The following is a 22,171-nucleotide window of genomic DNA, read 5'->3' as shown; positions in this document are numbered from 1 at the left end:
GCACAGACTTGCTCCCCTTACCCGCACCCCACCAGGGGGCCAGAGCAAAAAAAACACGGCGCGCAGCACCGTAACTCAGTGTACGGGAAACGGCAGGCCACCCGGCGGGACTTGTTTACCAGAGACGGACAGACGACGCCCGAACATCTCTGAAAAAACCTCAACCCCTATGCCGTTCAGACTGGCCTGCCATCCCGGTAATGCTCGTGTGGACGGTACGCACTCGTGAACCGACCGATGAATGTCGGCGTGGTGTGTTCAGATCGTTTCGGACGGAAGGGGCTGTGCGTGACTGCCCAGTCGTACAACCCTTCATCCAGAGGGTAGGAGGTCAGCAGGCCTGTCAGGCCATGACGTCGAATCCAGGCTTCCGCCTGCTCGCGCGTGGAAAACACACCTGAAGCCAGCTGGGCCTGCTCGGCATGAAAGATCCAGACCTCGTTCACCCTTCCTGCCCCGTCAGTGTGAGGATCAGTCTTCTGGGGCCGCCGTGGTCGCGGTGTTCGCAGAGGTACACGCCCTGCCACGTGCCCAGCGCCAGCCGACCGTCCCGCACCGGCAGCGTCAGGCTGGGGCCCAGCAGGCTGGCCTTGATGTGCGCCGCCATGTCGTCCGGTCCCTCCAGGGTGTGCGTAAAGGGCTCCCAGCCGTCCGGGACGGCGTGATCGAAGTACGTTTCGAAGTCACGGCGGACGTCCGGGCTGGCGTTCTCGTTCAGGGTCAGGCTGGCACTCGTGTGCTGAATGAACACGTGCAGCAGCCCCGCGCGGGTGCGGGCCAGTTCCGGGACGGCCCCCGCGACCTCCCGCGTGATCAGGTGAAAGCCGCGCCGCCGCTCGGGCAGGGTCAGAAGATGCTGCGCCCACATACGGCCCAGGGTAAACGCCGTGGCGCCCTCATGCACGCCCGTTACCCTGAACGCCTGATGCGCCGCGCCCCCACCCGACCCCTGACGCGCCTTCTCACGCCCCTGGTGTTCACTGGACTCATGACCGCCCAGGCCGCCCCCAGCACCGCCAGCAGCGCCCCCACCAGCACCCTGACCGTGCCGGTCACCGTGCCCCTGGCGGGCGTGCAGGTGGCCGCGAACGCCCGCGTGCCACTGGAATTCGCGCGGGTCGACGAGGAACGCGCCTTCCTGGGCGGCCTGCTGCGCGTCACGCTGAAAGGCACCGTCACCCGCGCCGGGCACGTGCAGATCAGGGCCCTGCCGGACGGCTCCGGGCTGCGCATCAGCGTCCCCATCCGCGCCGCCTTCCGCGCCGAACCGGGCGGCGCCGGCGCGTTCCTCGCGCGGGACTTCGGAGGCGAGGCGACCGTCACCCTGACCGTCACGCCCACCATCACCCCCGACTGGGAAGCGGACGTCACCATTCGCGGCGAAGCCAACTGGACCGACCCCCTCAGCGTCGAACTCACCCAGGGCGTGCGCGTCAGCGTGCAGTCCCTCGTCGACACGCAGGTACAGGCCCAGCTGGACACCCTGGCCGCGCAGGTCCGCACCACCGTCCGCGAACAGGCCCGCCTCCGCCAGCGCGCCACCACCCTCTGGACCCGCGCGCAACAACCCTGGACGCTCCCCACCCCCGACCCCGCCTACGCCCACGCCACCCCCCTCACCCTCAGCGTCACCCCCTTCCAGTTCACGCCCGACGCCCTGAACATCACCCTCGGCGCCCAGGTCCGCCTGAACGCCAGCCTCGGCCGACCCACCCCCCACACCCCCACACCCCTCCCACCCCTGCGCCGCACCCCCACCCTCACCCCCGACCTGCACCTGCGCGTCCCCGCCCGCCTCCCCTACCCCGAACTCTCCGCCGCCGCCACCCGCGAAGCCGCCCGCCGCACCCTCACCCTCCCCGTCCCCACCTCACCCACCCTGCGAGTCACCCGCGTCACCCTCAGGCCCACCGGCACCACCCTCACCGCCACCATCAACCTCCAGATCACCGGCCCCCTCGGCCTGAAACTCAACGCCACCACCGACGTCCGCGGCACCCCCACCCTCGACCCCGCCACCCAGACCCTCACCCTCGAGAGCCCCACCGTCACCACCCGCCGCCAGGGCCTCACCGGCCGCGCCCTCGCCTGGCTCGCCGACGCCCGCGCCCAGGCCTACATCAAACAGGCCGCCCGCATCGACCTCACCCCCCACCTGAACGCCGCCCAGAGCAACCTGCAACGCCGCCTCCCCTTCACCCCCGCCCCCGGCATCACCCTCGCCGGACAGGTCCGCACCCTGCGCCTGACCAGCCTGAACGTCACGCCCGACGCGCTGATCGTCACCGCCGAGGCGACCGGGACTCTCGGGGCCAACGTTCAGGTGGAGTAAGGGGGACTTGGACTCCTGACGGTGTGCTGCTCTCTGACTGGAAGGTGGGCACCTGTGGCCAGCTTTCCGGGTGCTGCCCCACCCCCCAGCCCCCTACCCCAGGGGGGCAGGGGGAGCAGTCGCTGCGCTCGGCAAGAGATTCGACTGATAGTGCTTGGGTCGTGCTGAGCGGTGACGTGTCCGGCTTCGACGCCATCCTGCCGCCCCCCCGCAAGGCCCGCGCGCTGCGCGCACGACGGCCGATGGAAGCCTGCGGAAACTGGCCGGGCAACGGGTCGAGGGCCGCTGATCGACTTCAAAACCCGCTTTGGCAACAGCCCACAAAGTAGAACCTTCCAGCACGCACCGAGGTGGCTGGCCCGCCCGGCGTCGTGGCAACGCGGCCCGTCGTGCGCGAAGCGCGCGGGGCGAACGGCGCGAAATCGAAGGATGGCGTCTAGGACGTGGCCGTACCCGCCCAACCCTCCCCCAAAAAACCCGCGGAATACCTGCCCAGTGCCAACGCTGGCTCCCCCTGCCCCTCTGGGGTAGGGGGCTGGGGGTGGGGAGGCCCGCCGCCAGGCGCACCCCCTCCATCGGGAAAGCCCGCCGCGCAGCCGAAACCCCCGCCTGTTAGCCTGAGCGCATGACTGATCACCCGAACTGGACGTCGTTGATTGAGGATGAGGTTCAGCCGTGGGAGACGCTGGAGTCCCGGCAGCTCGTGTCGGGGTTCCGCACGGTGTTCGAGGACCGCGTGCGGCTCCCGAATGGCGCGGAGACGACTTATCAGTACCGTCCGCGTGGGCCGCGCGCCGTGTTTGTGTTGCCCGTGACGGCTCAGGGTGAGGCGGTCCTGATCCGTCAGTACCGCTACCCGCTGCGCGCGACCGTCACTGAGGTCGTTGCGGGTGGCGTGGAGCGCGGCGAGGACCTGCTCGCGGCGGCCCGGCGGGAACTGCACGAGGAGGTTGGGGGTGTGGCGGCGGAGTGGGTGGCGCTGCCGGGCTTCTACCCGCAGCCGAGTATCAGTGGCGTGATCTTCTACCCGTTCCTGGCGTTGGGGGTGTCGCTGGGCGACATGCATCATGAGGACACCGAGACGATCGAGCGTGTGGTGGTGCCTCTGGCGGAGGCGTACCGTCGCCTGGATGCCGGGGAGATCCTGGATGGGTCGAGCAGTCTGACGTTGTGGCATGCGCGGGCGGTGCTGGCCGGGCGGGGGCTGCTCTGATACGGATTCCGTTTGTTTCGTTAACAACCCGGTACAGCACCGGGTTGCCAACTCCACGTCCGGAAACCGCTTCGCTCCTACTCGCATCCGCTCGGATTAAACGGTCTTTGCAGCCCATTCAATCGGAGTCAGTATGAGCGTGGTGGGTTCGGATCTGCCGGCGCCGTTCGTGACTCTGGCGGGGCCGCACCGGTCTGATGCGGTGATCGAGAACAGTGAGTTTCTGGCGTTCGCGGACCGGGCGGATTCGCCGGAGGAGGCGCTGGCGCAGCTGGGGGCGTTGCGGGAGCGGTACCCGGATGCGACGCATCACTGCTGGGCGTACCGGATTGGGGGTGCGTACCGCTTTGGTGATGATGGCGAGCCGGGTGGAACGGCGGGCGCGCCGATCCTGCGGGCCATCGAGGGGCAGGGCGTGGACCGCGTGATGGTGGTCGTGGTGCGGTTTTACGGTGGGGTGAAGCTGGGCACGGGCGGGCTGGTCCGGGCGTATGGGGGCGGGGCGGCGGAGTGCCTGCGGACGGCGGCGCGGGTGACGGTGCGGGCGCGGCGGGCGCTGGCGGTGTCGGTGCCGTTCGAGTTTCTGGGGGGCCTGTATCACCTGCTGGGGTCGCTGGATGTGGTGCGCGGCGAGGAGGCTTATTCGGGGGCCGGGGTGTCGCTGCGGGTGGAGGTGTTTCCGGAGGACGTGGCGGGGTTCGTGGTGGCGTTGCGGGATGCGTCGCGGGGGGCGGCGGAGGTCGTGGAGTTGCCGTGGGGTGAGGAGTGACGACCTGACTGGCGGGCTGACTGGCCGGGCGGTTGGGGTGCGGGGAACGCGCTAGCATGGGCGCTTGATGAGTCGGGAGGCGGGGACGTTGATCACGCTGGGGGACCTGCATCTGGGGTCGTTCCGGAAGGTGAAGTCGCTGCTGCTGCTGGTGTTCGTGGGTCTGGAGGGGCCGGCGCCGCGCCGTCAGCTGGCGGCGCTCCTGTGGCCGCGCGCGGCGAAACCGGAGGGGAGCCTGCGGGTGGCGTTGCATGCGCTGCGCGAGCATGACGGGTCGGCGCTGGGCGGTGATGAGCGGCTGGTGGCGGGCGTGGCGTGTGACGCGGCGGCGCTGCTGACGCTGCGGGGCGAGGCGGCGTGGGAGGCGTACCGGGGGCCGTTCCTGCATGGCGTGAACCTGCCGGACGTGTCCGGGGAGTTCGAGGAGTGGGTGCTGGCGCAGCGGGAGCGGCTGGCGCGGCATGTGCAGGATGAGGCGTTGCGGGTGGCGGAGGGCAGTGATCCGGCGCGGGCGGCGGTGTGGGCCCAGCGGGCGCGGGACGTGGCGGGGGCGCCGCCGATGGAGCCGGCCAGTCTGGCGCGCCTGCTACCGCTGACGCTGCCGGGCAGCGCGCTGGAGACGGAGGTGCGTGCGGAACTGGCGGACCTGACAGCCGGGGCGCCCGCAGAGGCGCGCGGTTCAGGGAAGGCACCCGCTCACCGGATGCTGGGCCGCGAGGCGGAACTGGACGCGCTGCTGGCCTGGGCGGCCGCGCCGGGTGGGGGGGCGGCGGTGGTGGTCGGGCCGGGCGGGATCGGGAAGAGCACCCTGACGCGCGAGGTGCTGCGGGAGTTGACGCGGCTGGAGCGTCCGGTGGTGCTGGTGAACGCGGAGGGCGCGCAGTCGGACGCGGACGTGGCGGTGCGCGTGGCGGCCGCGTGCGCGCCGGGCCGGCCGGTGCCGCAGGGCTTCGGGTTCCTGCGGGACGTGCTGGGGGCGGGGTCGGTGGTGCTGTTGGACGGCCTGGACGCGCTGGATGACCTGTCGGGGCTGCTGTCTGTCGTGCGGGAGGACCTGCCGGACGTGCGGTGGGTGCTGACGGGTCGCCGTGTGCCGCGCGGCGGGCCGGACGGTGGGCTGGACACCGGGACGTTCCTGCTGCCGCTGGCGGGCCTGGAGCAACCGGGTCCGGAGGCGGACGTGACGCAGATCGCGGCGTCGGGCGCGGCGCAACTGTTCGTGCGGGAGGCGGGGCGGGTCCGGCGGGACTTCACGCTGGGGGCCGGGAACGCCGCGCTGATCGCGGGCATCACGCGGCGTCTGGTGGGGCATCCGCTGGCGATTGCGCTGGCGGCGTCGTGGTTGCGGGTGGAGGACCTGGATGCCGTGTACGCCCGCGTGCTGCACGAGGCGGGCGCGCTGACGGCGGCGGGCGGCGACAGTGACGGACGGCGCGGCCTGAACGTGGTCGCGCAGCGGTCCTGGGACCTGCTGCCTCCCGGCGCGCGGGCGGCGGCGCTGCGCCTGAGTGTCGCGCCGGACTTTGATCCGCTGCACGCGCCGGCGCTGGGCGTGACGCCCGACGAACTGGACGCGCTGCTGACGCATTCGTTCGCGGAGGCGTACCTGCCGGGCTCGGAGCGGTTGCGGCTGTACCCGGCGCTGGGGGGCCTGCTGGCCGGGCAGGGCGAGGCGCACCCGGATCTGATGCGTGGGGCGCGGGAGGCGCACGCCGCGCACTACCTGGGGTGGTTCACGGCCCGGCCACCCGAGGACCCGGCCGTGGACGCCGAGCGGGAGAACATCCTGATCGCGTGCCGCGCCGCCCTGACGCTGGGCACGCTGAAGGCCGAGCACGCCGAGCACCTGCTGGCCCACCACGACCGCCGGGGCCTGCACGGGTCCGGCACCGAGACCTTCGCGGCGCTGGCCGACGACGCCGAGGACGCCCAGGCGCCCGCACAGGTGCAGGCAGCGTTGCAGGTGGCGTGCATGTGGCTGGCCTTCGGCGCTGGGCGGCTGCTGGATGCACAGACGCTGGCGGGGCAGTTCCTGGCCGGGCCGCTGGCAGCAGATCCGGCCAGCCGCATGAAGGTGCTGAACACCCTGTCTTCCGTGCGAGGCGTGCAGGGGCAGATTCAGGCATCCGTGGACCTGCTGGGGCAGGCGCTGGCGCTGGCCGTGGAACTGGGCGACCGGACGCGGACGCTGTACTACCGTCTGAACCTGCTGACGCACCTGACCTTCCTGGGCAACTCGCCGGAGTTACGCCTCCAACTGGCGGCGCTGGAGGCGCAACTGCCGGACCTGCCGCCCATGCTGGCGTGGCAGGTCCGGCAGTCGGCGCTGGGTGTGCGCGTGTACCTGCCCGCAACCGACGAGGAACGCGGGGCGCAACTGGTCGAGGCCGGCGCGCTGCTGGAGGCCGGGCGGACCCTGCGCGTGCAGTCGCTGGAATTTCACGGGCACGAGTTCCGGACGCAGCTGGCGCTGCACCTGCGCCGCTGGCGGCAGGCCGAAGGCTGGCTGGCCGAGTGGAGGGCGCACATCGCCGGTTCCGGGAAAGTGCCGGACGAGACCAGCCTGACCCTGGTGGACACCGAACTGCACTACGCGCGGGGCCGCACACCGCAGGCCCGGCGCAGCGCGCGACTGGCGCTGCGGGCCTCGGAACGCAGCGGGAATCCCTGGCAGGTGCTGCAACTGCTGCTGCTGAGCGCCCGCGACCTGAGTGCCCGCGACCCGGACGGGCTGCGGCGCTGGCTACTTCAGGCGGCGCAGGCTCCGAACGCCCACAGCCAGCAGCGCGCCCAGGCCGGGGCGCTGCTGCTGGAACTGTTCGGGCTGCCGCCACAGGGTTCAGCCGACCTGTTGGATGTCCCGGCCCTCCGGGTCTGGCTGACCGGACACCTGGCAGGCTAGGCAACGGACCGCGCCGGGGAGTGCGGCACCCTTCAGGGGCCCCAGACGCCCGGAGGCCAGCCCGGATCGCCGTCGTCCGGCGCGCCCTGCGGGTCGCCGCCCTGGACCATGGGCGGGTCCATGCCGTCGCGCGCGGGTTCGAACATGGCGGGCTGGGCGTCGTTGGTGCCGCTGGCGTCCAGGCCCGGCACGTAGTACAGCGGCCAGCCCCGGTACACCATCTGGTTCCAGGGCCGCTCGGGGTCGCCGGTGCGGGCCTGCTGGGTGATGTCGGCTTCCAGGGTGTCGGGCAGTTGTTCGGGCGTCAGGACGGGCATGGGCACGTACTGCGTCACGAAGTCCACGGTGTACGGCGGCCACTGCGGCGCCAGGGGCACGTCGTAGCGGCCCGCGTAGGCCTGCCGCAGCGGGGCGTACACGTACAGGGGCATGGGCTGCCCGGCCCGGTTGATGGCGTACAGGCGCCCGCCGAAGACGGTCAGGGTCAGGAAGTCCAGGGGGGGCTGGGTGGGTTGGGTCATGAAACCTCCGGGTGGGGTGGGGTGCCAGGGCAGTCTGGCAGACATGAGAATCAGATGAAGATAAGTTTTATACGCCTCGTCTCCGGGCGAATGGTCTGCAAGAACCGTTCAATCCGGGCGAAGGCGAGTAGGAGCAAAGAGGATTCCAGGCATGGAGTGGGCCACCCGGTACCGCTACGGGTTGCCCACGAAGCAGACGGAATCCGTATCACGGCCCGTGCCCGCGTGCGCCGGAGGGCGGCAGGGTCGGCTGGCCCACCAGGACCACCTCGAACAGGTCCGCGACCTCGCCTGCCGCCGCCGCGCCCGGCTGGTCGTGCAGGAACAGGTACAGCGGCCACCCGCCGTACGTGGACTGGTCCCAGGGGCGCAGGCCGTGCGGGTCGCGCGGTTGCGTGCCCAGCTGCGCGGCGTACGGGCCGGTCGCGTGCGGCAGCGTGGGCAGCGGCTGGTAGCGGTACAGGAACAGTTTCATGTGCTCGGGCCACTCGGCGGCGTAGGGCACGCGTTCGCCGCACAGCACGGCCGCCTGCAGGGGCGTGAACCGGTACAGCGGCAGCGGGCCGCGCGGGGTGGTCACGTGCAGTTGTTCGCCGCGCACGGTCAGGCCCAGCAGGTCCGTGCGGACAGGAAAGCGCGCCAGTCGGCGGCTGCGCGCCGCGCTCAGGACGCGGGAGGATTCGGGCGGCATGGAGAGCGTCACAGCGCGGCACTCAGGTTGTTCAGTCCGGAGGGTTCGGCCGTGGTCACGCGGCCCAGCAGGCGGCCCAGTTGCGTGGTCAGGCCGCCCCGCCGGTCGCGTTTGCTGCGGGTCAGCTGGGTGTCGGCGTGCTGCAACAGGGCGTGCAGCGTGTCGCCGTGCTGCGGCGCCTGCGCCAGTCCGTACGAGAAACTGCCGCTCGGGATGCCCAGGCGGCCCAGCGTCTCCCGGAACCCGACTTGCAGGGGGCGCAGGTCCTCGCCGGTCAGGGCGTGCGGGGCGCACAGCACGAACTCGTCGCCGCCCAGGCGGTAGGCGTGCAGGTCGCCGGCGCGGGCGGCTCCCGCCAGCAGGCGTGCCAGCGCTTCCAGCACGCGGTCCCCGGCGGCGTGACCCAGGGCGTCGTTCACCTGCTTGAAGCGGTCCACGTCGATCAGGGCGAGGCTCACGGTGGGCTGCGCGGCGTCCAGCAGCAGGGCGCGGCGGTCCGGCAGGCCGGTCAGCGGGTCCAGGTGGTAGGCGTGCACGTCCTCGACCACGGCCAGCCGGTCCCCGTTCGGCAGGGTGCTGAGGGTCACGCGGCACACGCGCGGCTCGCCGGTCCGGCTGGGCAGCCGGGTCAGGTGCGCGCCGTCCGTCCAGTGCGGCAGCGGGCTGCACAGCGCGCCGGGGCGGAACGCGCGGCTGAAGGCGGGGTTCACGCGGGCGTGACCGTCACGCCTTCCCTCTCGCACGGAGGGCCACTGAACGGCCGGAACGGGCAGCTGCTGGAACAGGTCGTTGTCGAGGTGCATCGGTGTCTCCAGGGGGAGGGAGGCGGAGGGAACAGCGGGCTTTCTGACCTTCAGCGTGCCGGACGGGGCGTTAAGGAGGCGTTACGCCGCGCCGCGCGATGCGCCAGACTGCGTGAATGAGTGCATTGCCGTTCCGGATCGGATTTGGAGAGGACGCGCACCGCCTGGAAGCCGGGCGGCCGCTGGTGCTGGGAGGCGTGCCCGTGCCGCACGCGGAACTGGGGGCCGTGGCGCACAGTGACGGGGACGCCGTGCTGCACGCCGTAGCCGACGCGCTGCTGTCGGGGCTGGCGCTGGGGGACATCGGGCAGTACTTTCCGGACACGGCGGCCGAGTGGGCCGGCATGGATTCCCGCGTGATCGTGGCCCGCGCGCTGGAACTGGTGGCGGCGCGCGGGTACGTGCCGGGCAACGTGGCGGTCGTGGTGACCCTGGACCGCCCGAAGCTGGGGCCGCTGCGCGCCGAGATCGCCCGGTCGGTCGCGGAACTGCTGAACCTGCCGGAATCCGAGGTGGGCGTCAGTTTCAAGACCTCCGAGGGACTGGCGCCCGCGCACGTGCAGACCCGCGTGACGGCGCTGCTGGTCCGCGCGCCCGGCACCGGTGCAGGATGACGGCAGAAGTGCCGCCGGCCGCTGTGATCCCGCCGGCCCCTCCCCTGCTGCGCGTGGTGCTGTTCGAACCCGAGAAGGCCGGGAACGTGGGGAACGTCGCCCGGACCTGCTCGGTGCTGGGCGCGGACCTGCACCTGATCCGCCCGTTCGGCTTCCACCTGCACGACCGTGAGTTCCGCCGCGCCGTCATGGATTACCTGGAGGGCGTGACCCTGCACGAGCACGCCAGCTGGACCGCCTTCCAGGGCACGCTGGGCGCGGGCGCGCGGGTGTGGGCGTTCAGCACGCACGCCACCGAACTGCACACCCGCGCGGGCTTTGCGCGGGGCGATTACCTGCTGTTCGGCCCGGAATCGCGGGGGTTGCCCGCGTGGCTGCGCGACGCCCTGCCGAAGCTGAAGTTGCCGCAGCCGGGTGGGGGCCGCAGCCTGAACCTGAGCGTCGCGGCGGGCGTCGCCGCCTTCGAGGCCGGGCGGCAGATCGAGGGCTGGTAACGCCCGGCGGGGCGGCTGGCGTGACAGCCCCCCCCGGTACACCCGCCGCCTGAACGCAGTTCAGACCCGAATTCCGGCCGCGCGCCCCCACCCGGCCCCCCTACACTGGACGCACATGCCCCGTCCCGTCATTCCGCCGCAGCAGGTCCACCGGCTGCGGGAACAGCAGCACGCCGCGCACCTGTCGCTGTCGCTGCTGTCCACTGCCGTGCATTCCGGTCTGCTGTGGCTGGCGCTGACCGGGGACCGGCAGAACGTGGTGTCCCTGACCGGGGCCGCGCTGCTCAGCGTGTTCATGGTCGCCACCGTCCTGTCGCGCCGGGTGCCGCTGCGGGTCCTGACCGGCGGGGTCGCGTACCTGCTGCCGCTGTGGCTGACAGCGCAGGTGATCGTGGTCGGCATGCAGGGGCGTGACATTCAGCCCGCGTTCTTCCTGTCGCTGGGCGTGGTGGCGCTGCTGACACTGGCGTGGCTGCCGCTGAACCAGGCGGCGGCGCTCCTGCTGCCCGTGACGGGCTTCATGCTGGCCGCCACGCTGCTGTTCAACCCGCAGGACCTGCCCCTGATGATCTACGCGGGGTTCCTGGTGGCGCTGATGGTCCTGATGGCCCTGCACGGGCAGCTGGTCAGCACCGAACGCGCCCGGAACCTCAGCGTGCAGCACGCCGCGCAGCTCGACCCGCTGACCGGCGTCCTGAACCGGCAGGCGGCGTGGGACACGCTGGAGGCCGCCACGCGCTCCCCGCTGCACGCCGCGCGGGTCGCGGTGGTCCTGGTCGACATCGACCACTTCGGGCGGATCAACGACCTGCTGCGCCACCGCGCGGCCGATCAGGTGCTGCGCGAGGTCGCCACGCTGCTCGTCAACATGACCGAGCAGCAGGTCAGCGTGACCCGCTGGAACGGCGATCAGTTCCTGCTGATCCTGCCGGACGTCAGCGTGGCCGCCGCGCACGACGTGGCCGACCGGATCGTCCGCGCGGCCCGCAACCTGAACCTGACGGACCTGAACGGCGTGCCGGTCAGCGTGGGCCTGGCCTTCGCCGCCGAGACCGAGGACCTTGACGCGCTGATTGACCTGGCCGTGCAGCGCCTGCACCGCGCGCAGGAGAGCGGCGGGAACCGCTGGGCCTGACGGCGAACTCGCCCGGCTCCCCACCCCGCCCCAGTCTGCCCAGCCGGACGCCCCGCCCGGCACGCCCGGTAGAGTGACGGGCATGACTGCCTCCAGCCCGCACGATCCCCAGGCCAGCGCCAGTGACGCTCCAACCGGCGACTTCAGCGCCCACCTCGCCCGGTACGCCGAGCTGCTCGTCCGGACCGGCGTGAACCTCCCGGCCGGCGGGAAGCTCCGGATCGCCGCGCCGGTCGAGGCGGCGCCGCTCGTGCGCCTGACCGCCCGCGCCGCCTACCGCGCCGGGGCCAGCGACGTGCGCGTCACGTACCTCGACCCGCACCTGGACCTCGCGCTGTTCGAGGACGGCACGGACGACGCCGTGAACTTCCTGCCCGCGTGGCACGCGCAGCAACGCGAGGCGATGATTGAGGACGGGTACGCGTCCATCGGGATCGTCGGGGAGGACCCGTCGCTGCTCGCGGGCGTGAATCCTGCGCGGGTCGCGGCGCGCAGCAAACTCACGGCGCAGGCCATGCGGCAGGTCAGCGAGGCGACCGGCAGTTTCCGCGTGAACTGGACGGTCGCGGCGATGGCCACGCCCGCCTGGGCCGCGCGGGTGTACCCGGACTTGCCCGCCCCGGAGGCCGTGGCGCGCCTGTGGGCCGACATCTTCGCCGTCACGCGCGCCGACCAGCCGGACCCGGTGGCCGCCTGGGACGCGCACCTAACCCGCCTAGAACGCCTCACCACCTACCTGAACGGCCGGCAGTACGCCGCCGTCCACCTGAAAAGCGACCTGGGCACCGACCTGACCGTCGGCCTCGCCGAGAACCACGTCTGGCAGGGCGGCGCCGAGACCGCCCGCAACGGCGTGCGCGGCGTCCCGAACCTGCCCACCGACGAGGTCTTCACCGCCCCGCACCGGGAGCGCGTGAACGGCTGGGCGGTCGCCAGCAAACCCCTCAGCGCGCGCGGACAGCTGATCGAGGGCATCCGCGTGCGCTTCGAGAACGGCCGCGCCGCCGAGGTCAGCGCCACGCGCGGCGAGGACACCCTGCGCCAGCTGATCGGCACCGACGAGGGAGCCGCGCACCTGGGCGAGGTGGCCCTGGTGCCCGCCAGCGCGCCCGTCGCGCAGACCGGCACGCTGTTCCTGAACACCCTGTTCGACGAGAACGCCGCCTCGCACATCGCGCTGGGCCGCTGCTACCCCACCAACGTGCAGGGCGGCACCGACGAGGCCACCCTGACAGCCGCCGGCGGGAACGACAGCCTCATTCACGTGGACTGGATGATCGGCACGCCCGCCACCGACGTGGACGGCATCACGAAGGAAGGCACCCGCGAACCGCTCATGCGCGCCGGGGAATGGGTCGTGCAGGGGTGACCACTGGTGGTTGATGGTTGATGGACGAAGGGTGATGGCGTACGCTCTCCATCACCCTTCGCCCATCGACCATGAAAAGCCCCCCGGGCCGGAGGGGCACCGGGAGGCGATGGTACTGACGCTCTTGATTTACAGCGCGAGAATCTTGCTGAAGTCGCCGCTGAGGCCGTCGGGGTAGAAGCCACCCTTGACGGCGTCCACGGCCAGGAACACGATGTTCCCGACCTGGCGGGGCGTGCGGCTGTACGCGATGCCGTTCGAGTCAGCCAGCACGATGTTCGCCGCGCCGTTCTCCAGGATGCCCTGATCCACGTCCAGGGCTCCGTCCACGCTGTCACGCAGGTTGCTGATGGCCTGCACCACGTCACTGACCTTCAGGGCCGGCGTGACCTGCGTGTCGCGGAGCTGGTACAGGAGGGTGCGGATCATGCCCGCGTGGTACGCCTCGACGGCCAGGATGCCCGCCGCGTTCTCCAGGTTCCCGCCGGCGCTCGTGTCGCTCAGCAGGCGCGCCGCGCCCTTGTACGCGCTGACACCCACGTCCTCGAAGATGAACGCGCCGTGCAGGAAGAACAGGTCGTTCGCGAACGGGTTGAAGCCCGTGATCGCCCCGCCCGACGCGGCACTCCCGGCCGCCAGGAAGGCCGGACCCAGGTCCAGGGTCGGCTGCGCCACGGCGCCGAAGCCCAGCACCTTGCGGATGATGCGGACGTGGTTCAGTTCGTCGGTCGCCACCTCGTTCGCGTAGGCACGCACGTCGGCCGACTGGAATTTCACGCCGTCGCCGTTCTTGCCGGTGAAGCCGGCCGGCAGGATGACCTTGCTGCTGTTGCCGCCCACGCTGTCCAGTTCCTCCAGGCGACCCACGGCCGCGAGGTAGAACGCCGCTTCCAGGTACTCGAGGTTCAGCGCGAAGTTGAAGATCGTGGCGTCCAGGTTGGGTTTGGCCTGACCCATGCCCATGGCGGGCGCGCAGCTGGCCAGGGCGGTCGTGACGCCGACAGCGCCGGCAGCTCCGAGGAATTTACGGCGGTTCAGGGGGTTGCTCATGGTGGACCTCCAGGGAAAGAAAGCGGAAAGCGGCGGGCGGGCAAAGCGCACAGGGCCAGCAGGACGAACACCCGCACCACCAGTCACCGTCTGCGCTTCTGACCAGCCATATGCCGCCCACCCCGGATCGGATCACCCGCCCGCGCAACCGTGAAGGTCACATGAAGAAACGCCTCCAGGGCACCAGATCACAGGCAGCCCCAGAAGACAGAAAACGGGTGGCAGGCTCCCCTAAGGTCACCTGCCACCCACTTCCTGTACTGAACCGGGTCTTACTTGACCAGACCCAGCTTACGGACCTCGTCCCGCTCCTCGGTCAGTTCCTGCGCCGTGGCGTCCATCTTGCTGCGGCTGAAGTCACTGACGGGCAGGCCCTGCACGATCTCGTACTTGCCGCCGCTGCACTTCACGGGGAAGCCGTAGATCAGGCCCTCGGGAATGCCGTAACTGCCGTCGCTGGGAATCCCCATGCTGACCCACTCGCCCTCGGGCGTGCCCAGCGCCCAGTCGCGCATGTGGTCGATCGCGGCGCTCGCGGCCGAGGCGGCGCTGCTCAGGCCGCGCGCCTCGATGATCGCCGCGCCACGCTTGGCGACCGTCGAGATGTACGAGTTCTCGTACCAGTCGCGGTCCACCTGATCCAGCGCAGGCTGACCGTCCACCGTCGCCTGACTCAGATCGGGGTACTGGGTGCTGCTGTGGTTACCCCAGATCGTCAGGTTCTTGATGCTGCTCACGGGCTTCCCGGTCTTCTCGGCCAGCTGGCTGATCGCGCGGTTATGGTCCAGACGCACCATCGCCGTGAACTGCCCCGCGTCCAGGTCCGGGGCGTTCTGCTGCGCGATCAGGGCGTTCGTGTTCGCGGGGTTCCCCACCACGAGCACCTTCACGTCACGGCTCGCCACAGCATTCAGCGCCTCACCCTGCGGCTTGAAGATCCCGCCGTTCGCGCCCAGCAGGTCCCCGCGCTCCATCCCGGCCTTCCGCGGCATCGCACCCACCAGCAGCGCGTAATCCACGTCCTTGAACGCCACCATCGGATCATCGCTCGTCACGATGTCCGCCAGCAGCGGGAACGCGCAGTCACGCAGCTCCATGACCACGCCGTTCAGCGCCTTCAGCGCGGGCGTGATCTCCAGCAGTTGCAGAATGACCGGCTGATCCTTGCCGAGCATGTCGCCCGAGGCGATGCGGAAGAGAAGGCTGTAGCCGATCTGGCCGGCGGCGCCGGTGACGGCGACACGGACGGGTTGTTTGGTCGTCATGGGTATCCCTCCTGAGGATGGTTTTACGGCTCACGATAACGCGCGGCGGGACGGTTGGGGGGAAAGTTCCCCGGGCGGGAACAGGGGTGGGTGCCTGCGGCGGGCTGCCCCACCCCCAACCCCCTACCCCAGAGGGGCAGGGGGAGCCGTCGTTGGCACTGGGCAGGTATTTCGCGGGCGTTCGTGGTGGGTGTCGGGCGGGTTCGGCCACGCCTCACACTCCATCCTTCGCTCCCGCGCCGTGCGCCCCGCGCGCTGCGCGCACGACGGGCTCGGTTGCCACGACGGTTACGTCAGCCTGCCTTCAAGGCTCCCCTTGAGGGGAGCTGTCAGCGCAGCTGACTGAGGGGTCCTGCGCAGCAGCTGTGTTGCCTTTTCCTACTGCGTAGCAGCCTCCCTTCCCACGGATCACTCCCCACTTCCCTTTTACAGTGGCGCGTCGTCTGCGAAGTTCGGTTCGCGTTTTTCGCGGAGGCTGCTGAGTCCCTCGCGGACGTCGGGGCCGGTGAAGCCGAGGAATTCCAGTGCCAGGGAGGCGTCGAAGGTGGGGCCAGCCTGCCGGAGCCAGTTGTTCAGGGCGTATTTGGTCCAGCGGATGGCGGTGGGGCTGCCCTGGGCGAGTTGGTTGGCGACTGTCCAGGCGCGGTCCATGAGTTCGTCGTCGGGGACGGTGAGGCTGACGAGGCCGATGCGTTCGGCTTCGATGCCGCTGACCGGTTCGCCGGTCATGAGGTGGTATTTGGCTTTGTTCAGGCCGCACAGGAGGGGCCAGATGATCGCGGCGTGGTCCCCGGCGGCGACGCCTAAGCGGACGTGGCCGTCGAGGAGGCGGGCGGTGTGGGCGGTGATGCTGACGTCGGCGAGCAGGGCGACGGCCAGTCCGGCGCCGACGCAGGGGCCGTGGATGGCGCTGACGATGGGTTTTGAGCAGTTGATGACGTTGTACACGAGGTCGCGGGCTTCTTTCCAGACGCGGGTGAGGGTGGTGAAGTCGCGGCTCATGTCCTCGATGAGGGTGAAGTCGCCGCCGGAGGAGAAGCCGCGTCCGTCGCCGCGCACGAGGACGCAGCGGATGCCTGGGGTGTCGTCGATGTCGCGCCACACGCGGGTCAGGGCGCGGTGCGCGTCGGCGTTCACGCTGTTCAGGGTCCGGTCGTTGCGGATGACGACTTCCAGGATGCCGCTGTCGTGCAGTTGCAGGTGCAGGCCGGGGTACGCGCCGGGCGCGGTGAGTTGGGTTGTGTTCATGGGGGCAGGGTAGCGGGTGGCCGGGTGGGGGTGTCCGGCGCGTCGGGATGGGGGGGGGTGTTCATGAGGTGGGGGTGCCGGTCCCCTGGGGTGGTCAAATCCGGCAGCGGCGGCGGGCGGCGGCGCCTACGCTGTGGGGATGAAACTGATTGGGTGGGGAGCGGGTGCGGTGGTGGCGGTGGCGTTGGTGGCGTGTGATCCGGGGCCGTCTGCTCCGTCGGATGGAAACGGCGGGAATGCCGGTGATGAGCTGGTGACGGTCACGGTCATAGACGCGTCGTACAACGTGACGTTCGATTACAAGACGACGAAGTCCTTCTCGGTGAGCCGTTCGGCGCTGCCGGGCTTCCCGCAGTCTCAGGCAGAGCGGGAGATGCTGGAGGCCATCAATGCGGAGCGGGCGCGGGGTGGGGTGTGTCCGTCCGGGGTGTTCCCGGCGGCGGCGCCACTGAAGTTCGAGGGGCACCTGCACAAGGCGGCGACGCTGTACGGGCGGGAGCTGGCGGCGTCCGGGCGGATGGATTTACCGCACCGCAGCCAGGTGGATAACCGGGTGCCGTCGCAGCGGATGGTGGACGCCGGGTACCGTCCGGTGCCGCCGAGTGGTATCGAGTGGGTGTTCGGGGAGAGTCTGGCGGCCGGGATGAACCTGACCAGTCCGGCCGAGGTGATCGCGGCGTGGAAGGGCAGCCCGTCGCACTGCGCGGCGCTGTTCGAGAAGGTGCTGGACGGCACGGCGGCGCAGGTGACCGGCGCGGCCGGAACGTACTGGGTGCTGAACATCGCGGGCTGGTGACAGGCCCGGCCTGCGCGCCCGGAACGGCCGGGCGCGCGCGTCAGGGCAGGCCGGATCAGGGCAGGCCGGTCAGGCCGTGTTCGTTGACCAGGGCGGTCGTTTCGCCCAGGTGGGCGGCGCGGCCCGGGTCGTTCAGGCCGGGCGGGCCGGGGATGAGCAGGGTGGGCCGGGCTTCGAGGGCGACGCTGCCGGCGCTGTCCAGGCGCTCCAGGACGGCTTCGAAGGCCCAGTCGTGTGCCCAGAGGCGTTTGACGGCGTGCAGGGCGGCGGTGCCGCTGGCGTGCGTGCCGGGCGGCTGGTGCGGGGCGCTCTCGGCGTGCAGTGTGCCGGGGCGGCGGGCGTGCAGGGGGGTGTGGTCCAGGCTGGCGGCGCGCAGGGCGCGGTGGAAGTGCTGCACGGCGTCGTCGAGCAGGTAGCTGGTGCGGATCAGCGCCTGGGCCTGCGCGGTCAGGGGTTCCAGGGCGTCCTCGTCGATGCGGGCGGGGCGGATGGGGCTGAACAGCCGCCGCAGTTGTTCCGGGAGGTTGTTCTGGCGGTAGAAGGCTTCCTCGAAGGTGGCGGGGACGAGCAGGCCGCTGACGCCGTGGCGGGCCAGCCGGCCGGGTTCGTTGCCGTGCAGGGTGGGGTTCCGGGCGGCCTCTGCGAAGCTCAGCATGTGTTCAGCGTAGCGCGCAGCGGGCGGGTCCGTTGGCGGGTTACGGCCGGGTCAGTGCAGGCCGTGGCTCAGGCGGGCGCGCATCCAGGATTTCACGCTGCTGGCGCCGGGCGTGTCGCGTACGACGACGGCCACGTACCCGAACGGGACGGGGCACACGACGAGTACGCGGTCCTGGAATTCCAGTTGCACGGCCCGGACGGGCGCGGCGGCCTGAAGGTGGTGCGCGACGCCCTGCGCGGCCGTGCCGAGGAAACGGACGTACGCGCCGACCTCGGCGTCCAGGGGGGTGGGGGTCAGGGGTACGCCGGCCGGGTCGAAGGCGCAGGCGGCGGTCACGCCGGGCAGGACGTTCAGGCCGGCGGTGAACATCTGAGCCTGCGCGGCCTGCTGGGCGCGGCGCGCGGCGCTCTGGTCCGGGTCGGGTTCGGGGGCGGGTGGCGTGGGGCTGGGTGGGGTGCGGGTGGGTGGGGGAACGGTGTCCGGCGGTGCGGGGGCCACTGGGGGGGCAGCCGGAGGCACGGCGGGCGTTCCGAGGGCAGGCGCGCTGTCGGCCAGCCATTCCTGAAGCGCCGGGAACAGCACGCCGGGCCGCAGGGGCTTACGCAGCACGTCCAGCACGCCCAGCTCGCGGGCCTCGGCGCGCAGGTCGTCCTCGACGATGCCGGTCATGAACACCACGGGCAGGTGCGGGTGGGTGCGGCGCAGCGTGCGGGCCAGTTCCACGCCGTCCATGCCGGGCATGCGCACGTCGGTCAGGACCAGGGCCGTGTCGGGCGTCAGGGCGGCCAGGGCCGCCTGTCCGCTGTCGGCCACGCGGACCGGCAGGTGCGGCGAGAGCAGGAACTCCATGGTCTGGAGCACCCCGGGGCTGTCGTCCACGATCAGGATCGAGGGTCGCCGGGGCAGGTGGGCGGTCATGTCTGTCAGCGTAACTGAACGGCCGTCACCCGGCCGTCACGGTTGCGCGGGCACGCGTGACATTTCGCACACCGCGACCCGCCGGGGCGACTGGCATACTGCGCCCGTGACCTCCCGACCTGCCCGATCCGCTGCCCGGCCGCCCGGCCCGCTGGAACCGCTGCTGGCCCTGGATGCCCGCCTGGAGGGCGTGTGGGCCTGGGTGCAGGCGCAGATGCGCCCGGACGCCGCGCACGACGACGCGCACCTGCTGCGGGTGGCCCGCTGGACGCTGCGCTGCGCGCCGGAGGTGGCGCCGGTCCTGGCGGTCGCGGCGGCCCTGACGCACGACGTGGTGAACCTGCCCAAGAATCACCCGCAGCGGGCGCAGGCCAGCGAACTGGGCGCGCAGGCCGTAAAGGAGGCCCTGCCGGCGCTGGGGTTCACGCCCGCCGACGCGCACGAGGTCGCGCTGGCCGTGCGGGACCACAGCTACTCGCGCGGCGCAGTGCCGCAGACGCCGCTGGGCGCGGCCCTGCAGGACGCCGACCGCCTGGACGCCCTGGGCGCGCTGGGGGTGCTGCGCGTGGCGGGCGTGGGCGGTCAGCTGGGGCGGGCGCTGCTGGACCCGCTCGATCCCTGGGCGCAGACGCGCGAGCCGGACGACCTGGCGTTCACGGTCGATCACTTCTTCACCAAGCTGCTGCGGCTGGAAGGGACCTTTCACACGCCGGCCGGTCAGGCCGAGGCGCGCCGCCGCACCCGCACCATGCGCGCCTTCCTGGCGGAACTGGCCGCCGAACTGGAGGTCGCGCCGCCCGGCGAGTGACGGTCAGCTCTCCCCGGTCAGCTCTCTTCCAGGTGGGCGTGGTCGTTGTAGGTCAGCAGGGTCCAGCGGTCCCCGGCGCGGGTCAGGGTGGTCAGGCTGGTGTGCGCCAGCTGGTAGCTGAAGGGCAGCACGTAGCCGGGGACGGGCCGGGCGGGCCAGTCGAACAGGCGGCACAGCAGGGCGCGGATGGCGGCGCCGTGCGTGAAGGCGATCACGCGGCCCGGCGAGAGTTCGTCGGCCCAGTCGCGCAGTCGCTCGCCGACCTGCGCGAGGCTCTCGCCGCCGCCGGGGGCAGGCAGGGTCCAGGGGTCGCGTTGCCAGTCGTGGTAGGCGGGGTCCCGCTGCACGTCGGCGGTGGTGACGCCCTCGAACTGCCCGAAGTTCAGTTCGCGCAGGCGGGCGTCCAGGGTCAGGGGCTGGCCCGGCAGGGTCAGTTCGGCGGTGCGGGCGGCGCGGCTCAGGTCGCTGCTGTGCACGCGGTCGAAGGCGCGGCCCCGCAGGCGGGCGTGCAGGCGCGCGGCCTGCGTTTCACCCAGGGTGCCCAGCGGGGTGTCGGTCCAGCCCTGCCAGCGGCCGGCTCCGTTCCAGTCGGTCGCGCCGTGCCGGACCAGGGTCAGGTGCAGGGTGCGGGGGTCAGGGGCGGTCATGGGCGGGCCTCGTGGTCCGGGTGGGCGCTGCTGGTGTCGTGCCCGTCGGCCAGGGCGGGAACGGGGCGGGGGCGGTTGTGGTCGTCGAGCGCCACGAACACGAAGTACCCGGTGGTGGCGAGTTCCTGCTCGCCGGTGGGCATGTCCTCGCGGTACACGTCCACGCGGATGGTCATGCTGGTCCGGCCGACCTTCACGACCTGCGCGTCGAGGGCCACGGCGTCGCCCACCCGGATCGGCACGTGGAAGTCCACGCCGTCCATGCGGGCGGTCACGACGTTGCCCCCGGCGTGCCGGACGGCGGCGATGCTGGCGGCCTTGTCCATCAGGGACAGCACCCAGCCGCCGAAGGCGGTGCCGTGGTAGTTGGTGTCCTTGGGGAACACCAGTTCCAGCATGCGGGCGCGGCTGCGGGGGGCCGGGTTGCGGGTGGGGGCGGGGTCGGTCACAGCTCATCAGTGTAGAGCGCGGCTGCGCGGGCAGGGGTGTTCAGGTCTGGATGGATTTCTCCGCTTACCGTTCGCTCGTCCTTGGGGCGTCACTTCGAGCATTTGATCTGTTGAAACGGGTTCAACCTGTCACCCGCCAGAACTCCGGTGTGCCCTGCGGGGTGATTGACACCCTTCCGGGGGCGTGCCACCATGGTTTGCACTCACAACTTGTACTACGTTCAGCGTTTCAGATGTCGGGGCAGCTGGTGTCCCTTCGCGCTGTCCACGGGAGGTTCCTATGAACAAACGTCTCCTCTTCCCCGCCCTGTTCGCGGCCCTGGCCGGTTCTGCGCTGGCCGACAAGGTCGTCAGCATCGGGTACTCCGGCCCACTCTCCGGCGGCGCCGCCTTCTACGGTAAAGACGTGCAGAGCGGCCTCGAGATGGCCATCAAGGAACTGAACCAGACCGGCGTGACCGTCAAGGGCGAGAAGGTCACCTTCAAGCTCGTCTCGCTGGACGACCGCTACCTGCCCAACGAGACGGCCACCAACGTGCGCCGCCTGACCAGCCAGGGCGTGAGCATCGTGTTCGTTCCGCACTCGGGCGGCATCCTGACCGTTCAGCCCCTGACGGCCCGCGATCCGGAATTCCTGCTCGTGGCGTACTCCAGCGAACCCAAGATCCTGGAAGCCAAGAACCCCATGACGTTCATGCTGCCGCCGCGTTTCGACAACTACTTCCAGCCGTTCACGGCCACCCAGATGAAAGCCTACGGCAAGAAACTGGGTCTGATTCCCACCACCAGCGCCTACGGCAAGCAGTGGACCGAGGGTCTGGTCGAGGAATGGAAGAAGCAGGGCGGCACGGTCGGCGCGAACAACGGCGTGGACTACAACACCACCGTGGACTACTCCAGCGCCGTCAGCAAGGCCCTGGCCGAGAAACCCGACGTGCTGTTCATCGGCGGCCCCAGCCAGCCGACCGCGCTGGTCGTGAAGGCCGCGCGCGAGCAGGGCTTCAAGGGCGGGTTCATCGTGATGGACCAGGCCAAGTTCGAGCAGATGGACACCATCGTGCCCCGCTCGTACCTGGATGGCAGCGTGGGCATCCTGCCGACCATCGAGTACGCCGGCACGCAGGTGTTCAAGGCGCAGTACCAGCGTCAGTTCAAGAAGATCCCCACCAGCGAGGCCGCGCTGAACTACATGGGCATGAACATCATCGCCAAGGCGATGGAACTCGCGGGCACCACCGAGGATCCCAAGGCGATCCGCGCGAAGCTGGACGCCGCCGCCAAGGCCCTGCCGCTCGGCAAGACCGTGTACAAACTCGCGGGCGTGACCGCCGGCGGGCACGTGGACGCCGAATTCGTGATCGCCAGCGTCAAGAACGGCAAGTACACCAAGCTGCGCATGACGAAAGTCTTCAAGTAAGCGCCCCTCTCAGCGCCCCGCATCGGTCGGGGCGCTTTTTTTCCAGCGTGATCCGTCCCTGCCTTTCCCACG

23 protein-coding genes are annotated in these 22,171 nt (G+C 71.0%); 11 read left to right on the top strand and 12 right to left on the bottom strand.

Annotation, left to right across the window (positions count from 1 at the left end; all coding sequences use genetic code 11):
• Positions 1-176: 176 nt before the first annotated feature.
• Positions 177-446, bottom strand: coding sequence for a hypothetical protein (locus BXU09_RS09015; protein WP_078301975.1), 270 nt, complete (start codon positions 444-446; stop codon positions 177-179).
• Positions 443-868: a secondary thiamine-phosphate synthase enzyme YjbQ gene (locus tag BXU09_RS09010; protein WP_078301974.1), complete on the bottom strand. Its 426-nt coding sequence runs from the start codon at positions 866-868 to the stop codon at positions 443-445. Before BXU09_RS09010 ends, BXU09_RS09015 begins: the two co-directional genes overlap by 4 nt.
• 30 nt (positions 869-898) lie before the next feature.
• On the opposite strand from BXU09_RS09010, the gene BXU09_RS09005 reads away from it, so the two are divergent.
• The 4 genes from BXU09_RS09005 (at position 899) to BXU09_RS08990 (ending at position 7,216) form a co-directional block, all read left to right on the top strand.
• Complete coding sequence (locus BXU09_RS09005) at positions 899-2,332, top strand: DUF4403 family protein (RefSeq protein ID WP_240501136.1); 1,434 nt, start codon at positions 899-901, stop codon at positions 2,330-2,332.
• A 625-nt stretch (positions 2,333-2,957) separates the two neighbouring features.
• Entirely contained in the window at positions 2,958-3,545 is a 588-nt protein-coding gene (locus BXU09_RS09000) for an NUDIX hydrolase (protein WP_078301971.1), read from the top strand.
• Positions 3,546-3,678: 133 nt separating this feature from the next.
• Positions 3,679-4,314, top strand: coding sequence for a YigZ family protein (locus BXU09_RS08995; protein ID WP_078301969.1), 636 nt, complete (start codon positions 3,679-3,681; stop codon positions 4,312-4,314).
• 67 nt (positions 4,315-4,381) lie between these two features.
• Positions 4,382-7,216 carry a hypothetical protein gene (locus tag BXU09_RS08990; protein ID WP_144012040.1) on the top strand — a complete coding sequence of 945 codons (2,835 nt, stop codon included), beginning with the start codon at positions 4,382-4,384 and terminating at the stop codon, positions 7,214-7,216.
• Positions 7,217-7,248: 32 nt separating this feature from the next.
• On the opposite strand, the gene BXU09_RS08985 is transcribed toward BXU09_RS08990, so the two are convergent.
• The 3 genes from BXU09_RS08985 to BXU09_RS08975 all read right to left on the bottom strand — a co-directional run bounded on the left by BXU09_RS08985 (position 7,249) and on the right by BXU09_RS08975 (position 9,231).
• Complete coding sequence (locus BXU09_RS08985) at positions 7,249-7,737, bottom strand: hypothetical protein (protein WP_078301966.1); 489 nt, start codon at positions 7,735-7,737, stop codon at positions 7,249-7,251.
• A 208-nt stretch (positions 7,738-7,945) separates the two neighbouring features.
• Positions 7,946-8,440 carry a hypothetical protein gene (locus tag BXU09_RS08980; RefSeq protein WP_078301965.1) on the bottom strand — a complete coding sequence of 165 codons (495 nt, stop codon included), beginning with the start codon at positions 8,438-8,440 and terminating at the stop codon, positions 7,946-7,948.
• On the bottom strand, positions 8,437-9,231 hold the full coding sequence (locus BXU09_RS08975) for a GGDEF domain-containing protein (RefSeq protein WP_078301963.1): 795 nt from the start codon (positions 9,229-9,231) through the stop codon (positions 8,437-8,439). Before BXU09_RS08975 ends, BXU09_RS08980 begins: the two co-directional genes overlap by 4 nt.
• A gap of 116 nt (positions 9,232-9,347) precedes the next feature.
• On the opposite strand from BXU09_RS08975, the gene ispF reads away from it, so the two are divergent.
• The 4 genes from ispF (at position 9,348) to BXU09_RS08955 (ending at position 12,843) form a co-directional block, all read left to right on the top strand.
• Positions 9,348-9,845: a 2-C-methyl-D-erythritol 2,4-cyclodiphosphate synthase gene (gene ispF / locus BXU09_RS08970; RefSeq protein ID WP_078301962.1), complete on the top strand. Its 498-nt coding sequence runs from the start codon at positions 9,348-9,350 to the stop codon at positions 9,843-9,845.
• A gap of 26 nt (positions 9,846-9,871) precedes the next feature.
• Positions 9,872-10,339, top strand: coding sequence for a tRNA (cytidine(34)-2'-O)-methyltransferase (locus tag BXU09_RS08965; protein WP_240501337.1), 468 nt, complete (start codon positions 9,872-9,874; stop codon positions 10,337-10,339).
• A 115-nt stretch (positions 10,340-10,454) separates the two neighbouring features.
• Entirely contained in the window at positions 10,455-11,474 is a 1,020-nt protein-coding gene (locus BXU09_RS08960) for a GGDEF domain-containing protein (protein ID WP_078301959.1), read from the top strand.
• An 82-nt stretch (positions 11,475-11,556) separates the two neighbouring features.
• Positions 11,557-12,843, top strand: coding sequence for an aminopeptidase (locus tag BXU09_RS08955; protein ID WP_078301957.1), 1,287 nt, complete (start codon positions 11,557-11,559; stop codon positions 12,841-12,843).
• A gap of 129 nt (positions 12,844-12,972) precedes the next feature.
• On the opposite strand, the gene BXU09_RS08950 is transcribed toward BXU09_RS08955, so the two are convergent.
• The 3 genes from BXU09_RS08950 to BXU09_RS08940 form a co-directional block, all read right to left on the bottom strand.
• The gene (locus BXU09_RS08950) at positions 12,973-13,893 is read right to left on the bottom strand and encodes a ferritin-like domain-containing protein (protein ID WP_078301956.1); all 921 of its coding nucleotides are present in this window, start codon (positions 13,891-13,893) and stop codon (positions 12,973-12,975) included.
• Positions 13,894-14,165: 272 nt separating this feature from the next.
• Complete coding sequence (locus tag BXU09_RS08945) at positions 14,166-15,158, bottom strand: malate dehydrogenase (RefSeq protein ID WP_078301954.1); 993 nt, start codon at positions 15,156-15,158, stop codon at positions 14,166-14,168.
• A 426-nt stretch (positions 15,159-15,584) separates the two neighbouring features.
• On the bottom strand, positions 15,585-16,406 hold the full coding sequence (locus BXU09_RS08940) for an enoyl-CoA hydratase/isomerase family protein (RefSeq protein ID WP_078301953.1): 822 nt from the start codon (positions 16,404-16,406) through the stop codon (positions 15,585-15,587).
• Between the two features lie 139 nt (positions 16,407-16,545).
• Between BXU09_RS08940 and BXU09_RS08935 the strand changes: the two genes are divergently transcribed.
• Positions 16,546-17,202: a CAP domain-containing protein gene (locus tag BXU09_RS08935; RefSeq protein ID WP_144012039.1), complete on the top strand. Its 657-nt coding sequence runs from the start codon at positions 16,546-16,548 to the stop codon at positions 17,200-17,202.
• A 55-nt stretch (positions 17,203-17,257) separates the two neighbouring features.
• On the opposite strand, the gene BXU09_RS08930 is transcribed toward BXU09_RS08935, so the two are convergent.
• The gene (locus BXU09_RS08930; protein ID WP_078301950.1) at positions 17,258-17,857 is read right to left on the bottom strand and encodes a hypothetical protein; all 600 of its coding nucleotides are present in this window, start codon (positions 17,855-17,857) and stop codon (positions 17,258-17,260) included.
• Between the two features lie 51 nt (positions 17,858-17,908).
• A complete protein-coding gene (locus BXU09_RS08925) occupies positions 17,909-18,778 on the bottom strand; it encodes a response regulator (protein ID WP_078301948.1) in 870 nt (289 codons plus the stop codon).
• A 106-nt stretch (positions 18,779-18,884) separates the two neighbouring features.
• Between BXU09_RS08925 and BXU09_RS08920 the strand changes: the two genes are divergently transcribed.
• Complete coding sequence (locus BXU09_RS08920) at positions 18,885-19,586, top strand: HD domain-containing protein (protein WP_240501134.1); 702 nt, start codon at positions 18,885-18,887, stop codon at positions 19,584-19,586.
• A gap of 17 nt (positions 19,587-19,603) precedes the next feature.
• On the opposite strand, the gene BXU09_RS08915 is transcribed toward BXU09_RS08920, so the two are convergent.
• Positions 19,604-20,233, bottom strand: a complete 630-nt coding sequence (locus BXU09_RS08915) for a histidine phosphatase family protein (protein ID WP_078301945.1) — start codon at positions 20,231-20,233, stop codon at positions 19,604-19,606.
• On the bottom strand, positions 20,230-20,631 hold the full coding sequence (locus tag BXU09_RS08910) for an acyl-CoA thioesterase (protein WP_078304898.1): 402 nt from the start codon (positions 20,629-20,631) through the stop codon (positions 20,230-20,232). Before BXU09_RS08910 ends, BXU09_RS08915 begins: the two co-directional genes overlap by 4 nt.
• Positions 20,632-20,962: 331 nt before the next feature.
• On the opposite strand from BXU09_RS08910, the gene BXU09_RS08905 reads away from it, so the two are divergent.
• A complete protein-coding gene (locus tag BXU09_RS08905) occupies positions 20,963-22,099 on the top strand; it encodes an ABC transporter substrate-binding protein (protein ID WP_078301944.1) in 1,137 nt (378 codons plus the stop codon).
• Positions 22,100-22,171: the final 72 nt, after the last annotated feature.

This window comes from Deinococcus sp. LM3 (genome assembly GCF_002017875.1).
In the GTDB taxonomy this organism is placed as follows: Bacteria; Deinococcota; Deinococci; order Deinococcales; family Deinococcaceae; genus Deinococcus.
Note: the sequence above shows the minus strand (reverse complement) of the source record. Positions and strands in the feature narration are given on the sequence as shown.